Annotated in this window: 13 protein-coding genes; 6 read left to right on the top strand and 7 right to left on the bottom strand. The window is 72.3% G+C overall.

The window, feature by feature from the left end; translation table 11 throughout:
* The first annotated feature begins 6 nt into the window (after positions 1 to 6).
* From ACFQPD_RS05285 to ACFQPD_RS05275, 3 genes are read left to right on the top strand one after another with little or no spacing between them, the layout of a single operon-like run.
* Positions 7 to 162, top strand: a complete 156-nt coding sequence (locus tag ACFQPD_RS05285) for a hypothetical protein (protein ID WP_385899254.1) — start codon at positions 7 to 9, stop codon at positions 160 to 162.
* The gene (locus ACFQPD_RS05280; protein ID WP_385899173.1) at positions 159 to 1,346 is read left to right on the top strand and encodes a sensor histidine kinase; all 1,188 of its coding nucleotides are present in this window, start codon (positions 159 to 161) and stop codon (positions 1,344 to 1,346) included. Before ACFQPD_RS05285 ends, ACFQPD_RS05280 begins: the two co-directional genes overlap by 4 nt.
* Positions 1,343 to 1,963, top strand: a complete 621-nt coding sequence (locus ACFQPD_RS05275) for a response regulator (protein ID WP_385899171.1) — start codon at positions 1,343 to 1,345, stop codon at positions 1,961 to 1,963. Before ACFQPD_RS05280 ends, ACFQPD_RS05275 begins: the two co-directional genes overlap by 4 nt.
* Positions 1,964 to 1,967: 4 nt before the next feature.
* Here the strand turns inward: ACFQPD_RS05275 and ACFQPD_RS05270 are convergent, their stop codons facing one another.
* Positions 1,968 to 2,516: a DinB family protein gene (locus ACFQPD_RS05270; RefSeq protein WP_385899168.1), complete on the bottom strand. Its 549-nt coding sequence runs from the start codon at positions 2,514 to 2,516 to the stop codon at positions 1,968 to 1,970.
* A 90-nt stretch (positions 2,517 to 2,606) separates the two neighbouring features.
* Here ACFQPD_RS05270 and ACFQPD_RS05265 point away from each other — a divergent pair, with 90 nt between their 5' ends.
* Together ACFQPD_RS05265 and metG are read left to right on the top strand one after the other, a co-directional pair.
* Complete coding sequence (locus ACFQPD_RS05265; RefSeq protein ID WP_385899166.1) at positions 2,607 to 3,476, top strand: RNase H family protein; 870 nt, start codon at positions 2,607 to 2,609, stop codon at positions 3,474 to 3,476.
* 10 nt (positions 3,477 to 3,486) lie between these two features.
* On the top strand, positions 3,487 to 5,271 hold the full coding sequence (gene metG, locus ACFQPD_RS05260) for a methionine--tRNA ligase (protein ID WP_385899164.1): 1,785 nt from the start codon (positions 3,487 to 3,489) through the stop codon (positions 5,269 to 5,271).
* Here the strand turns inward: metG and ACFQPD_RS05255 are convergent.
* Genes ACFQPD_RS05255 through ACFQPD_RS05240 form a run of 4 tightly spaced genes read right to left on the bottom strand, consistent with a single transcriptional unit; the run spans position 5,237 to position 10,208 of the window.
* On the bottom strand, positions 5,237 to 5,848 hold the full coding sequence (locus ACFQPD_RS05255; RefSeq protein ID WP_385899161.1) for a uridine kinase: 612 nt from the start codon (positions 5,846 to 5,848) through the stop codon (positions 5,237 to 5,239). The two genes, metG and ACFQPD_RS05255, sit on opposite strands and share 35 nt — an antisense overlap.
* 31 nt (positions 5,849 to 5,879) lie before the next feature.
* On the bottom strand, positions 5,880 to 7,697 hold the full coding sequence (locus ACFQPD_RS05250; RefSeq protein ID WP_385899159.1) for a DUF2207 domain-containing protein: 1,818 nt from the start codon (positions 7,695 to 7,697) through the stop codon (positions 5,880 to 5,882).
* 43 nt (positions 7,698 to 7,740) lie between these two features.
* Entirely contained in the window at positions 7,741 to 9,405 is a 1,665-nt protein-coding gene (locus tag ACFQPD_RS05245; protein ID WP_385899157.1) for a phospho-sugar mutase, read from the bottom strand.
* 5 nt (positions 9,406 to 9,410) lie between these two features.
* Entirely contained in the window at positions 9,411 to 10,208 is a 798-nt protein-coding gene (locus ACFQPD_RS05240) for a purine-nucleoside phosphorylase (RefSeq protein ID WP_385899155.1), read from the bottom strand.
* A gap of 54 nt (positions 10,209 to 10,262) precedes the next feature.
* Here ACFQPD_RS05240 and ACFQPD_RS05235 point away from each other — a divergent pair, with 54 nt between their 5' ends.
* Complete coding sequence (locus ACFQPD_RS05235) at positions 10,263 to 11,666, top strand: NAD(P)H-quinone dehydrogenase (protein WP_385899153.1); 1,404 nt, start codon at positions 10,263 to 10,265, stop codon at positions 11,664 to 11,666.
* A gap of 6 nt (positions 11,667 to 11,672) precedes the next feature.
* Here ACFQPD_RS05235 and ACFQPD_RS05230 read toward each other — a convergent pair whose 3' ends face one another.
* A complete protein-coding gene (locus ACFQPD_RS05230; RefSeq protein WP_385899151.1) occupies positions 11,673 to 12,449 on the bottom strand; it encodes a hypothetical protein in 777 nt (258 codons plus the stop codon).
* 34 nt (positions 12,450 to 12,483) lie between these two features.
* Complete coding sequence (locus ACFQPD_RS05225) at positions 12,484 to 14,259, bottom strand: biotin carboxylase N-terminal domain-containing protein (protein ID WP_385899149.1); 1,776 nt, start codon at positions 14,257 to 14,259, stop codon at positions 12,484 to 12,486.
* Positions 14,260 to 14,515: the final 256 nt, after the last annotated feature.

The raw sequence follows: 14,515 nt of genomic DNA, 5'->3' as shown, positions 1-14,515 counted from the left end.
GGAACGCTGCAGGTACTCGGCGTCGACCTGGCCACCTCGCCCATGTGGGCCGGGATCGGCGGCCTCGGCCACATGGTCCTGACCGGCACGTTCGTCTACCTCTTCATCATCCTGCGCCGCGCCCTCAGCGCCGCGCCCGCTCCGGCTACCGTGGGGGCGTGACCACGACCACCGCCCCGCGCTGGTCCGCCGCCTGGTGGCTCCGGCTCGGGCAGGCGGTCCTCTTCGTCGGCCTCCTCGCGCTGGCCACCGGCTTCGCGCTGGCCGACGGCGCCGACTGGCCGCTGCTGATCGTGGACGCCGCGGTCCTCGTCGTGTTCGTCGGCGGCCTCGCGGCCCACGGGCGGTTGGGCGCCACCGGGCGCGCTGCCTGGGTCGGGCTGCTGTTCCTCGGCACCGTGTGGCTGATGTGGGCGTCCCCGGACTTCCTGTGGGTGGCGTTCCCCCTGTGGCTGCTGGCCGGGGCCGTGCTCCCGCTGCTGGCCGCGCTGCTGTTGACGGCCGTGACCCTGGCGGTGATCATCACGGTGCTGAGCATGACGGGCGGCGAGACCGTCGGCGCGGTGCTCGGCCCGCTGGTCGGGGCGCTCGTGGCCCTCGGCCTGGCGCGGGGCACCCTGCTGTTCGAGCACGAGGCGTCCGAGCACCGTCGCCTCCTCGCGGAGGTGCTGCGCGTCCAGGACCAGACCGCCCGGCTGCAGCGCGAGGCGGGCGTCCTGGCGGAGCGGCAGCGGCTCGCCCACGACATCCATGACACGCTCGCCCAGGGCTTCTCCTCGATCCTCCTGCTCGCGCGGGCCGCCCAGCGGGAGACCGACCAGGAGGCGGCGGTGCGCCTCCTGGCCCAGATCGAGGCGACGGCGGCCCACAACCTCGCCGAGTCGCGGCGCGTGGTCCTGGCCCTGGCGCCCGACGAGCCCGGCGCGGGCGGCCTCGCGGCGCCCCTGCGACGCCTCACCGGCGAGGTGGCCGACGCCCTCGGGGCCCGGTGGCAGGTGACGGTGGACCCCGACCTCCCGCGGCTGGCCACGCCCGTGGAGGTCGCGCTGCTGCGCGGAGTCCAGGGGGCCCTGTCCAACGTCCGCACGCACTCGCGGGCCGGTCACGTCGCCGTGGAGCTGGCCCGGGCCGGGGACGAGGTCCACCTCGACGTCGTCGACGACGGCGTGGGCTTCGATCCCGCCCTGGCCGTCGTCGCCGGGCCCGACGGCGGCTTCGGCCTGCGTGCGCTGCGCGAGCGGTTCACCGAACTGGGCGGGGGCGTCGACATCGAGAGCGAGCCGGGCGCCGGCACGGCCGTGACGCTGCGCCTGCCGCTGGTGCGCGCCGAGGAGCGGGCGCTGTGATCCGGGTGCTGATCGTCGACGACCACCCCGTGGTGCGGTCGGGGCTCCAGGCGCTACTCGACGGCGCGCCCGACCTCGCCGTCGTCGGGACGGCGGCCTCCGGGGAGGAGGCGCTGCGCCTGACGGATCAGGTGGGTCCGGACGTGGTCCTGTGCGACCTGCGCCTCGGCCCCGGCCTCGACGGCGTCGGGGTCACGACGGCGCTGCGAGCGCACACGGGCGGCCCCGCCGTGCTGATCCTCACGACCTACGACAACGATTCCGACATCACCCGCGCCGTCCTCGCGGGCGCCGCGGGCTACCTGCTCAAGGACGCCCAGCCGGCGGAGATCATCGCGGGGATCGCGGACGCCGCCGCCGGACGCCTCGTGCTGTCCACCGAGTTGGAGGGCCGCGTCGTGGAGCGCATGACGCAGGGGGTGCCGTCGCTCAGCGCCCGCGAGCTGGACGTGCTGCGCCTGGTGGCGGAGGGGGTGACCAACCGCGGCATCGCGAAGCGGCTGTACATCTCGGAGGGCACGGTGAAGACCCACCTGGTGCACGCGTTCGCGAAGCTCGGCGCCGAGTCCCGCACGGCGGCTGTCGCGGCGGCGAGGCGCCACGGTCTCCTGGAGTGACGGCTCAGGCGTCCACGTCTCGGAGGTGGTGCACCCACTCGTGGGCGAAGTAGCGCCCCAGCGACAGGGTCGTGAACTCCGCGCCGTCGCCGCGACGACCGACCCAGTCCCATTGGGGCCCCTCGGGCTCGGCCCAGGCCTTCGCCGCGCCCTCGGCCCGCTCGGCGATGAGGATCCGCGTGGCATTGGCGTCGGAGAGCCAGTACTCGTCCTCGACGGCGGCCGCGTCCTGGTCCCAGGAGGGGAAGTCGACCGGCTCGCCACCGCCGTCGAGGATCAGGCCGAGGCGGGTGGTCATCACTTCGGTGACGTCGGCGATGTGCCGGCCGTACTCGATGACCGACCAAGTGGTGGGCGCGGGGCGGGCCGCGGCGCCGCGGCCTTCCACGGCCTTCTGGAAACGGGCGGAGAACTCCCGCACCAGCCCGGGCAGCGTCTCGGGCGTGACCGCGCCGGGATCGAAGCCGCAGTCGGGGCAGGGACGCTCGGTGACCCACGTCCAGTCCGTGTCGTCCGGAACGGTGGGCTCGGGCGGGATCGGCGACTCGCTCATGGCCGCGAGCCTAACCGATCCTGCCCATGGGACCGGTTCACCCGGTGCTGCGCCGCTGGGCCACATCAGGATTCCACTACGCTCAGGCCCGTGATCGTTGCCGCCGCGGATGGCTCCGCACTCTCGAACCCCGGACCCGCCGGCTGGGCCTGGTACATCAGCGACGACATCTGGGCGGCCGGCGGGTGGGACCACGGCACCAACAACATGGGCGAACTCATGGCCGTGCTCGACCTCCTGCGTTCGACGGCGCACCTGGACGAACCGCTGCGCGTCCTGTGCGACTCGCAGTACGTCATCAACTCGCTGACGAAGTGGCTGCCGGGCTGGAAGCGCCAGGGGTGGAAGAAGAGCGACGGCAAGCCCGTGATGAACGTCGAGCTCATGAAGGACCTCGACGCGGCGCTGCGCGGCCGGAAGGTCGACTTCGAGTGGGTCAAGGGCCACGCCGGCCACGCCATGAACGAGGCCGCCGACGAGCGCGCCCGCGCCGTCGCCACGGCCATCCAGCGCGGCGAGCCCTACGACTCGGGACCCGGGTTCCCGGCCACGCCCCGGCCGAGCGCCCGGACCGACTTCAGCGTCGGCAAGACCGAACCCGAGCCCGACCTGTTCTCCCTCGACGCCCCCGCCGACCCGCCCCCGGCGGTCCCCGGGTCCGCCACGCCGCGCATGAAGGCCACACTCAGCACGCTCACGCGAGCCGCCGCGGCGCGCCCGGCTGACGCCCAACTCCATCCGGACTACCAGGGGGTGACGGCCGACGGGGGCGAGGCGCGCACGCCCGTGTGGCCCGCGGAGCCCGAGCCCACGCTGCACCGCGTGGACACCCTCGCACCCGGGGTGGGCCTCGTGCGGTGGTCCGGGGGCGACGTCACCGTCTCGGCGATCTGGGTCGAGGTGCCGGCGGGATGGCGCCTCCGATTCGCCCAGGCGAGCGCACCCGCGGCGCGCCGATAGGATGACGCGCATGAGTCACGTTCTTGCCGCCGTCGCCTGGCCCTACGCCAACGGCCCCCGCCACATCGGTCACGTCTCGGGCTTCGGTGTCCCCTCCGACGTGTTCGCGCGCTACATGCGCATGGCCGGTCACGACGTGCTCATGGTGTCCGGCTCCGACGAACACGGCACCGCGATCCAGGTGAAGGCCGACTCCGAGGGCCTGACGCCGAGGGAGACCGCCGACAAGTACCACCGCCAGATCGTCGAGGATCTGCAGGGCCTGGGGCTGTCCTACGACCTGTACACCCGGACGACGACGCCGAACCACTACCGCGTGGTGCAGGACATCTTCACCGCCCTCTACGACAACGGCTACGTCCGCGCCGAGACGCAGATGGGCGCGATCTCCCCGTCCACCGGGCGCACCCTGCCGGACCGGTTCATCGAGGGCACGTGCCCGCTGTGCGGCTACCACAACGCCCGCGGTGACCAGTGCGACAACTGTGGCAACCAGCTCGACCCGGCCGACCTCATCGATCCGAAGTCCAAGATCAACGGGGAGACGCCCGAGTTCGTCGAGACCGAGCACTTCTTCCTCGACCTGCCGGCCCTGGCCCCCATGCTGGGTCAGTGGATCGACAGCCGCGAGGACTGGCGGCCCAACGTGCTGAAGTTCTCCCACAACCTGCTCGCGGAGATCCGGCCGCGCGCCATCACCCGCGACCTCGACTGGGGCGTCCCCGTCCCGCTCGAGGGGTGGCGCGACGCCCCCATGAAGCGCATCTACGTGTGGTTCGACGCCGTCATCGGCTACCTGTCGGCCTCCGTCGAGTGGGCGAAGCGCTCCGGCGATCCGGAGGCGTGGCGCACCTTCTGGAACTCGACGGCGGCGCGCTCCTACTACTTCATGGGCAAGGACAACATCGTCTTCCACTCCGTCATCTGGCCCGGCATCCTGCTCGGCGCCAACGGGCAGGGGGTCCACGGCGGCCACGTGCGGGAGTCGCTGGGCGAACTGCAGCTCCCCACCGAGGTGGTCAGCTCCGAGTTCATGACGATGAAGGGCTCCAAGGTCTCCAGTTCGCGGGGCGCGTCCATCTTCGTGGGGGACTTCCTCGCCGAGTTCGGCCCCGACGCCCTGCGCTACTACATCGCCGTGGCCGGTCCCGAGAACCAGGACACGGACTTCACCTGGGAGGAGTTCGTCCGCCGGATCAACTTCGAGCTGGCCAACGAGTGGGGCAACCTCGTCAACCGGTCCGTGTCGATGGCCCACAAGAATGTGGGCGCCGTGCCCGCGGCGGGGGAGCTGACCCCGGCCGATCAGGCCCTGCTGGACGAGAGCCGCGCCGCGTTCGCCGTCGTGGGCGAACACATCGCCGCGCGCCGGTTCAAGGCCGGCATCACCGAGGCGATGCGCATCGTCGGCCTGGCCAACAAGTACCTCTCGGATCAGGAGCCCTGGAAGCTCAAGGACGACCCCGCCCGCCGCGACACCGTCCTCCACGTCGCGCTGCAGGTGGTCTCCGACTGCAACACGCTGCTCACCCCCTACCTGCCGCATTCAGCGCAGAAGGTCTTCGAGCTCCTGGGGGGCGAGGGCGTGTGGGCGGCGCAGCCCCAGATCGTCGACGTGACCGACGAGGACCTGACCTACCCGACGCTGCAGGGCGACTACGCCGCGCAGCAGGCCGTGTGGCAGCCCCGCCCCCTCCAGGTGGGGGCACCGCTCAGCAAGCCGACGCCGCTGTTCACCAAGCTCGATGAGGCGCTGGGCGTCACCGGGCCGAGCTGGGCGCCGATCGCCGACTGACCATCGTCAGGGCCCGCCGCATCGGGGCCGGCGCGAAGCCGGAGTCCAGTGCGGCGCGGCGCAGGGCGGGTTCCGCGCGGTAGAGCGCCAGCCCGCGGCGCACCAACACCGACGGGGCCTTGCGGCGCTCCTCCAGGTCGCGCGCCAGGCGCCGCACGAAGTTCGCCCACCGGCGGCGGTCCAGCCATACGGCCTCGACCGGCATCCCGGCCTCCCGCGCCGCGGCGAGCGTCTGCGGGGCGAAGATGCCCTCCGCGACGACGACGGCGGCACCGCCCAGCTCGATCCGCCGGGCGCCGACTCGGCGCGACAGCGAGATGTCGTACACCGGGACGTCCGCCTCCCCGTGCTCGAGGAGGCGGCCCAGCGTCGCCAGCGCCAGATCGAGGTCCCAGCATCGGACGTCGTCCCAGTCGGGGATCCCCAGGTCAGTGGTGGGGAGGTCCGGGTGGTCCGCGTCCCGGTAGAAGTCGTCGAGGGACAGCGCGACGGCGCTCCCGTCCGCCGTGGCGAGGCGGGTGAGGCGCGACTTTCCGCTGCCGGACGGGCCGGCGATGAGCAGGAGCGTCCGGGTCATTGGAGAATGCTAACGCCCCGCCGGCGGGCGGCTACCAGGAGCCGCCGCCACCACCGCCGAAGCCGCCGCCGCCGCCGCTGAAGCCGGAGAACCCGCTGGAACCGCCGGTGGCCTGGCTCATGCCGTCCATGCGGGCCGCCTGCATGGCCTCCGACATCGAATGCGTGAGGTTGTTCATGGCGCTCATGAAGTAGTAGCCGTGCAGCAGGTCCGCACCGACGTACCAGGAGGTGTCAGCCTGGTAGATGCCCTGCGCGCCGAGGTCGGCGAACAGTTTCGTCCAGCGGTCCGCCACCCCGAACACCATGGCGTAGGGCAGGTACTTGCTGAAGATGTCCTGGCCCTCCTCGAACTGGAGGGTCTCCTTCTCGGCGGTCCGCAGATACAACTCGAAGCCCTTGGCCTGCGCCAGGTACGCCGACCCCGTGGCGGTGCGCTTGCGGAACTTGCCCGACATGGCGATGAGGCCCAGCCCGAAAACGGCCAGCGGGATGCCGATGAGCCCCCAGCCGAACCCGGCCGCCATGAACGTCAGCAGCAGGCCGCCGCCGATGGCGAGGGCGCCCAGGACCACCGGCACCATCTGCGCCGTCGTCGGGTTGCCCTTGAACCAGCCCTTCTGCACCACGGAGTTGTACAGGCCCGCCCGGGCATGGGGCAGCACTTCGGCGAACTTGGCCGTGCGCAGCTCCTGTGACGTGCGCACGGCCCGGCCCTGAAAGAGGTCGCGCAGCAGCGCGTCCTCATACGGCTCGAGGCGTCCCCCCGGGCGGTTGAGGGCCTCGAGAGTGAACTCGTTCTTGGACTGCGAGTGGATCCGCAGGTAGCCGCGCACCGCGAGGTCGACGATGGTGGCCGACACGTCGATGTTGTCGGCCGTGGTGTCCATGAGCGTCCCGATCTCACCGGGCGTCGCGCCCTTCGGCGGATGGAACTGCACGGTCACCGGGAACTTGCCCGCCCGCGGGCCGACGCGGGCCTGATCGGCCGCGGTGGGGGTGAGGCCGGGGGTGAGCCCGAGGTAGACCTCGTCGCGGGCGTGCCGACGGCGCACGGCCACGAGCGCGGCGATCGCGGCGAGCAGCCCGGCCCCGGTGACGGCGCCCGTGGCAGCGTTGAGCTCGAACGCGTTGGCGAGGGTCACCCGCCGCGCCTTCTCCTGCGTCACGCCGGGGAACGTGCCGGCGGGGAAGCCCGCGACCACCTGCATGGTCGTCTTGGGAGGCAGCGCGTCGAGAGCGTAGGTCGCGGTCGTGCCCTCTGCCTGCGCGGTGCACGGCGTGGTCACGTCGGGGCCGTAGAAGCAGGCTGCGTCGGCCAGCTCGGCCGGGCCCGTGACGGTGACCGTGATGTCCGAGAAGCGTGACTCCCAGGCGCGGCCGATGACGTCCCAGTTGAACTCGTCGAGGCCGCTCTCCGGATGGTCGGGCGCGATGAGGCCGGTCACGTCGTAGGTGACGACGTAGTCCTCGGGTGTGCGGTTCCAGATGTTCTCGTTGCCGATGCGCAGGCTGAGGATTCCGTTGGATTCCTCGGCGTAGACCTCGGCGTTGGCCCCGCTGGTGGAGCTCACGCTGATGTCGGAGTACGTGAAGACGTAGTTCTCGTCCGGGTTGGCGCCGTCCTCCTGCTCGAGCGGCAGCAGGATGTAGGGGCCGCGGCCCTCGAGCGCGGCGAAGTCCATGGTGAAGTCGATGGTGACCTCGGCCACACCCTCGCGCGTCAGATTGACGTCGACGTCGAAGCGGGTGATGGGCGCCGAGTCGTCCGCCGCCGCGGGGATCACCGCGACCCAGACTGTCGCGAGGACCAGCATGAGAGCGAGGAGACCGGCACGCAGCTTCGTCATGCGTCCACTGTATCCGGCGTGGTGAAGCCGAGGTGGGCCGGGATCAGGCCTCCACCCCCAGGGCGTCCGCCATCTCCGCGCGCAGCCGCGCGAGCCGGCCGGCCGCGACCTCGCGCGCCGCCCGCACGTCGGCCGACTCCGCCGCGTCGAGCCGGACCTCCAGGTAGCACTTGAGCTTGGGCTCGGTGCCCGAGGGGCGGGCCACGACGTGCACGGTGCTGCCGGTGAGCTCGACGGCGTCGGTGGGCGGCAGCGTCGGGGACCCCTCCGCCAGATCGAGCACGGTCACCGGCTCGCCGAGGAGAGTCACGGGTGGCCGGGCGCGCAGGCGCGCCATCGCGTCGGCGATGAGGGAGAGATCCGCGACCCGCACCGACAGCTGTGCCGTGGCCGTGAGGCCGAAGCCGCGGGCGATGTCGTCGAGCAGGTCCGCGAGCGTGCGGCCCTCGGCCTTGAGGCCCGCCACGATCCGCAGCACGGTCACGGCCGCGGAGATGCCGTCCTTGTCCGGGACGGCGCGCGCGTCGACGCAGTAGCCGATGGCCTCCTCGTACCCGAACGCCAGGTCCGGCACGCGCCCGATCCACTTGAAGCCGGTGAGGGTGGTCACGTGGCGGCGGCCGGCGGCCTCGGCCATGCGGCGCAGCAGCGTCGACGAGACGACGGAGTTGGCGAAGGTGCCCGGAACGCCGCGGGTGATGGCGTCATGGCCCAGCACCGCGCCCAGCTCATCGCCGGTGAGCATGCGCCACGACCCGTCGATCACGGCCGCGACCGCACACCGGTCCGCGTCGGGATCGTTGGCGATCACCACATCGGCGCCCTCGGCCTCGGCCAACGCCAGGGCCAGGTCGATCGCGCCCGGCTCCTCCGGGTTGGGGAAGGAGACCGTGGGGAAGTCCGGGTTGGGGTCCGCCTGCTCGGCCACCTCCACGGGCGCGGGCAGGCCGGCGGCGGCCGCGACCCGGCGGACGGTCTCTGCACCGACGCCGTGCAGGGCGGTGTGCACCCAGGTGACGTCGCGCGGGGCGCCGTCGGGGTAGAGCGAGGCGACCCGCGCCACGTACGCGTCCAGGAGGTCGGTCGTCACGTCGCGGCGCTCGTCCGAGCGGGGCAGTGAGGCCCATCCCTGCGCCGCCACGCGCGCGATCTCGGCCGCGATCTCGCCGTCAGCGGGCGGCACGATCTGGGAGCCGTCGCCGAGGTAGACCTTGTAGCCGTTGTCCGCCGGCGGGTTGTGCGACGCCGTCACGACGACGCCCGCGACGCAGCCGAAGTGTCGGATCCCGAAGGCGACGACGGGGGTCGGGACCGGGCCGTCGGTCCACAGGACCTCGAAGCCGGCGCCGGCGAGGACCTCGGCGGTGTCGCGGGCGAAGTCGTCGGACTTGTGGCGTGCGTCGTGTCCGACGATGACGCGCCCGCCGCCCTGTCCGGCGGCGTTCAGCCAGGCGGCGAAGCCGGCCGCGGCCTGCGTGACGACGACGCGGTTCATCCGGGACGGGCCGGGGCCGATGGGGCCGCGCAGGCCCGCGGTGCCGAACTCGAGGGGGCCGGCGAACGCGGAGCGCAGCTCCGCCAGGGCGGGCTCACGGATGGCCCCGTCGTTGGCCTGCGCGCGCACGATCAGCTCGTCGAGTCGGCCGGCGGTGTCCGGATCCGGGTCGGCGTCGCGCCAGGCCTGCGCGCGGGTGAGCAGCTCGTCCATCTGCCTCAGAGCTCCCCGACGATTCCGGCGAGCAGCGCCGCCAGGCGGGGGCCGGCGTCCCGCCCCGCCTGCAGCACCTCGGCGTGGTTCAGCGCCGACTCGCTCAGCCCGGCCGCCGCGTTGGTGACGAGCGACAGGCCCAGGACCTCCATGCCCGCTTCGCGCGCGGCGATGGTCTCGAGCGCCGTCGACATGCCGACGAGGTCGCCACCGAGGATCCCGGCCATCCGGACCTCGGCGGGTGTCTCGTACTGCGGTCCGCGGAACTGCACGTACACGCCCTCGGGCAGCGCGGGGTCGACGCGGTGCGCCAGGTCGCGCAGCCGGCGAGAGTACGCCTCCGACATGTCGATGAAGGTGGCGCCCAGGAGGGGGGTGTCGCCCGTGAGGTTGATGTGGTCGGCCAGCAGGACCACGGTGCCCGGCGCCCATGCGGGGTTGAGGCCGCCGCATCCGTTGGTGAGCACGAGCGTCCCGGCGCCCCAGGCGGCGGCGGTGCGCACGCCGTGGACCACCGGCGCGACACCGCGCCCCTCGTAGTAGTGCGTGCGGCCCGTGAACGTCGCGGCGACCTTGCCGGCCGGCGTGCGGCTGAGGAGCAGATGTCCGCCGTGTCCCGAGACCACCGGCGTGCTGAAACCGGGAACGACGGCCAGCTCCACGTCGCCCAGCGGCTCACCGAGCCGGTCCGCGCCCGACGACCAGCCCGAGCCGAGCACCAGGGCCAGATCGATGCGGTCGACGTCGAAGCGCGAACGGAGGAAGTCGGCGGCCTCGGCCGCCAGCGCGAACGGTTCAGTCACCCCGCCAGCATAGTGACGGCCGCGGCGCCCGGGGGGCTGTGGAAAGATGGGCCCGTGACCAAGGTTGTGATCATCGGTGGCGGACCCGGCGGATACGAGGCGGCCCTGGTGGCCAACCAACTCGGGGGCGAGGTCACCCTCATCGAGCGCGAAGGGCTCGGCGGCGCCGCCGTGCTGAGCGACTGCGTCCCGTCCAAGACCCTCATCGCGACGGCCGAGGTCATGGTCCGGATCGAGAACGCCCGCCAGCTGGGGCTCCACATCGCCGCCCCGGACGTCACCGACGTCGTCCGGGTGGACCTGGGCGAGGTCAACGAGCGGGTCCTGCACCTGGCGCGCGCCCAGTCCGCCGACATCGCACAGCGGCTCCGGCAGGACGGCGTCCATCTCGTGTCGGGCTCGGCGCGGCTCGACGGGCCGCACCGCGTCGTCGCCACCACCGAGAGCGGCGAGAAGACCTTCGACGCCGACATCGTGCTGGTCGCCACCGGCACGACGCCCCGCGAGCTGCCGGAGGCCCGCTGCGACGGCGAGCGCATCCTCAACTGGAAGCAGGTCTACAACCTCACCGAGGTGCCGAAGCGGCTCATCGTCGTCGGCTCGGGCGTCACGGGGGCCGAGTTCGCGTCGGCCTACGACGGGCTCGGCTGCGACGTCGTGCTGGTGTCCTCGCGCCGGCAGGTCCTGCCTGGCCAGGACCAGGACGCGGCCGCCGTCCTGCAGCGGGCGTTCGAGCGCCGGGGCATGGAGATCATGAGCGAGTCCCGCGCCTACGCGGCGCGCCGGGAGGGCGACGAGGTTGTCGTCTCGCTGGAGGACGGGCGCGAGGTCCGCGGCTCGCACTGTCTGATGGCGGTCGGCGCCATCCCCAACTCGGCGGGCCTGGGTCTGGAGGACGTCGGGGTCGCGCTGACGCCGTCGGGGCACATCTCGGTGGACCGGGTGTCGCGCACCAGCGTCCGGAGCATCTACGCCGCCGGCGACGTCACCGGCGTGTTCGCTCTGGCGTCCGTGGCCGCCATGCAGGGCCGCATCGCCATGTGGCACGCGCTGGGCGACGCCGTCACGCCGCTCGATCTTCGGCGGGTGTCGTCGAACGTGTTCACCACGCCCGAGATCGCCACCGTCGGCATCACGCAGCAGGAGGCCGATGACGGTGACGTCCGTGTGGCGTCGGTGCTGCTGCCGCTGGCGTCGAACGCACGATCCAAGATGCAGGGCTTCACCGACGGCTTCGTCAAGCTGTTCTGCCTGCCGACGACCGGCATCATCATCGGCGGCGTCGTCGTCGCACCGCGCGCCTCCGAGCTCATCCACGCGGTCTCGATCGCCGTGGCGCAGAAGATCACCGTCGACGACTTCAGCCAGGCTTTCACGGTCTACCCGTCGATGTCGGGGTCGATCGCCGAGGCAGCGCGGCGGCTGCACAACCGGGACGAGGCGCTGCTGACGACCTGACGGGCGCTAGTCGTCGAAGAGGCCCATGAGCAGCGAGAAGCCGCCGATCATGAGGGCGCCGTGCGTGATCTGCCGCAGCGCGGGGTCCATGCCGTAGCGGCCGTAGTACCCCTGGGCCCACGGTGCATACTGCTGGTTCTCCCAATACGGCACCTGGCGGGCCCCCATGGGAACGAGCCGGATCGACGGGTCGTGACCGGTCATGACGCGCTGCGCGTCGGCGGCGCAGGCGGGGACGTCGCGCACGGCGCCGCCGGGCGGGGCCCAGCGGACGTTCTGCGTGCTGGGCCCGTGCGCCGGGTCGAAGAAGCACGGCGGCCGCTTCTCGGGCAGCGGCTGGCCGGTGACCCGGGCCTTGACGCAGGCCACGGCGTACCGGCCGTCCTCGAGGATCTCCGCGATGCGGCGCACGTCGGCGTCGGTCTGGGCCCGCTCCAGCTGGTTCTTGGCGCCGTCGTAGGCGTCGAGGGCGCGGGTGTAGTCCGCGTGCGCGGCGGCGTCCAGCTCGCGGCCCACGACGTCGAGGTCGAGGTCGCGCAGTTCGCCGCCGAAGGTGGTGATGTCGCTGTCCAGGGCGGCCCGGGCCCCGGGGGTGATCGGGTGGACCGGCTGACCGTACGGCTGCGGGTAGCCCATGGCCGGGTGGATCTGCTGCCGTGGCGCGTACGGGTCTCCCCAGCCGTGCAGTTGCTGCGGCGGGGGAGCGGACCGGCGCGACGTCATGGACACGATCGCGCCGACCACCATCATCACCATGAGCATGGTGAGGAAGCCTGACATCATGCTCCCCACGATAACCCCCGGGGCAAGGCTCAGCTCACTCGGCGTCGACGATCTCGCAGATCACCTCGCCCGCGGAGACGGGCTGGCCGGCCGCGACCTTGAGCCCGACGATCACGCCGTCGCGATGGGCGTTGAGGGGCTGTTCCATCTTCATGGCTTCGATGACCGCCACGGTCTCGCCCTCACCGACCTGCTGGCCCTCCTCGACGGCGACCTTGACGATCGTGCCCTGCATCGGGGTGGTCAGGGCGTTGCCCGACGGCGCCGACACCTTCGCACCGCCGCGGTCCCGCTTGGTGGGCTTCCTGACCGCCTTCGTGGCCGACGGACGCGCCCCGAAGCCGCCGGGCAACTTGACCTCGACCCGCTTGCCGTTGACCTCGACCGTGAGGACCTCCGGCTCCGGCTGGTCGTCCGGCTCCCCGATGACGCCGGTGTAGGGCGCGATCTCACCGGCGAACTCGGTCTCGATCCAGCGGGTGTGCACGCCGAAGCGACCGTCGGCCGCGGTGAAGTCCGGCTCGTCCAGCACCGCCCGGTGGAACGGCACCACGGTCGGCATGCCCTCCACCCGCAGCTCGGCCAGCGCCCTCCGCGACCGCGCCATGGCCTGGTCGCGGTCCGCCCCGGTGACGATGAGCTTGGCCACGAGGGAGTCGAACGCTCCCGGGACCGTCATCCCCACGTGGTACCCCTCGTCGACGCGGACACCCGGCCCCGTGGGGGCGTGCCACTTCACCAGCGTCCCGGGAGCGGGCATGAAATTGCGGGCCGCGTCCTCGGCGTTGATGCGGTACTCGATGGAGTGGCCGCGGACCTCGGGGTCGCCGTAGCCGAGTTCCTCGCCCGCGGCGATGCGGAACATCTCCCGGACCAGGTCCAGGCGCGTGACCTCTTCCGAGACGGGGTGCTCGACCTGGAGCCGCGTGTTGACCTCGAGGAAGGAGATGGTGCCGTCGAGGCCGACGAGGAACTCGCATGTGCCGGCGCCGACGTAGCCGGCCTCCCTGAGGATCGCCTTGCTGGACTCGTACAGGCGGGCGACCTGGTCGTCGGTCAGGTACGGCGCGGGGGCCTCCTCGACCAGCTTCTGGTGCCGGCGCTGCAGCGAGCAGTCGCGGGTGGACACCACGACGACGTTGCCGTGCCGGTCCGCCAGACACTGGGTCTCGACGTGGCGCGGCTTGTCGAGGTAGCGCTCGACGAAGCACTCGCCGCGGCCGAAGGCGGTGACCGCCTCGCGGGTCGCCGACTCGAACAGCTCGGGCACCTCCTCCATCGTGCGGGCCACCTTGAGGCCGCGGCCGCCGCCGCCGAACGCGGCCTTGATGGCGATGGGGAGCCCGTGCGCCTCGGCGAACGCCAGCACCTCTCCGGCGTCCGCGACCGGGTCCGCGGTGCCGGGCACCAGGGGCGCCCCGACCTTCTGCGCGATGTGGCGCGCCCTGACCTTGTCGCCGAGGGCCTCGATGGCCGACGGCGGGGGGCCGATCCAGATGAGGCCGGCGTCCAGGACGGCCTGGGCGAAGTGCGCGTTCTCGGCGAGGAACCCGTAACCCGGGTGCACTGCGTCCGCTCCGGAGCGGGCCGCGACGTCCAGCAGCTTGTCGATGTTCAGGTACGTGTCGGCGGGGGTCGCGCCGTTGAGCGCGAAGGCCTCGTCCGCGAGGGTGACGAAGAGTGACTCCGAGTCCGAGTCCGCGTACACCGCGACCGAGTCGATGCCCGCGTCGCGCGCCGCGCGGATGACACGGACGGCGATCTCGCCGCGGTTGGCGATCAGAACCTTGGAGATGGCGTCGTTGCCCACTGGGGTCCTCCTGTATTCGGCTTTGCGCCGCAGTCTAGTACCGCGGCCATCAACCTTTGCCCTGTTGGCTGACACACCGGGCAGGGTCCGCTGCTGGGTTGCGGGGACGCGGGATCGTGTGGAGGTCAGTTCCTGTTCTTCCCCTCAGGAGTGTCGTGATGGCCGAACGTGTTCGGGTCCGGGAAATCACCAACGACGAGGGCAACCGGCTGTTGCGCATAGTACGGCGCGACTCAGGGTCGGTTGTCACCTGGCG

The organism is Tessaracoccus sp. O5.2, from assembly GCF_964266725.1.
GTDB lineage: Bacteria > Actinomycetota > Actinomycetes > Propionibacteriales > Propionibacteriaceae > Arachnia > Arachnia lapidicapta.
This window is presented reverse-complemented; position numbering and strand designations above follow the sequence as displayed.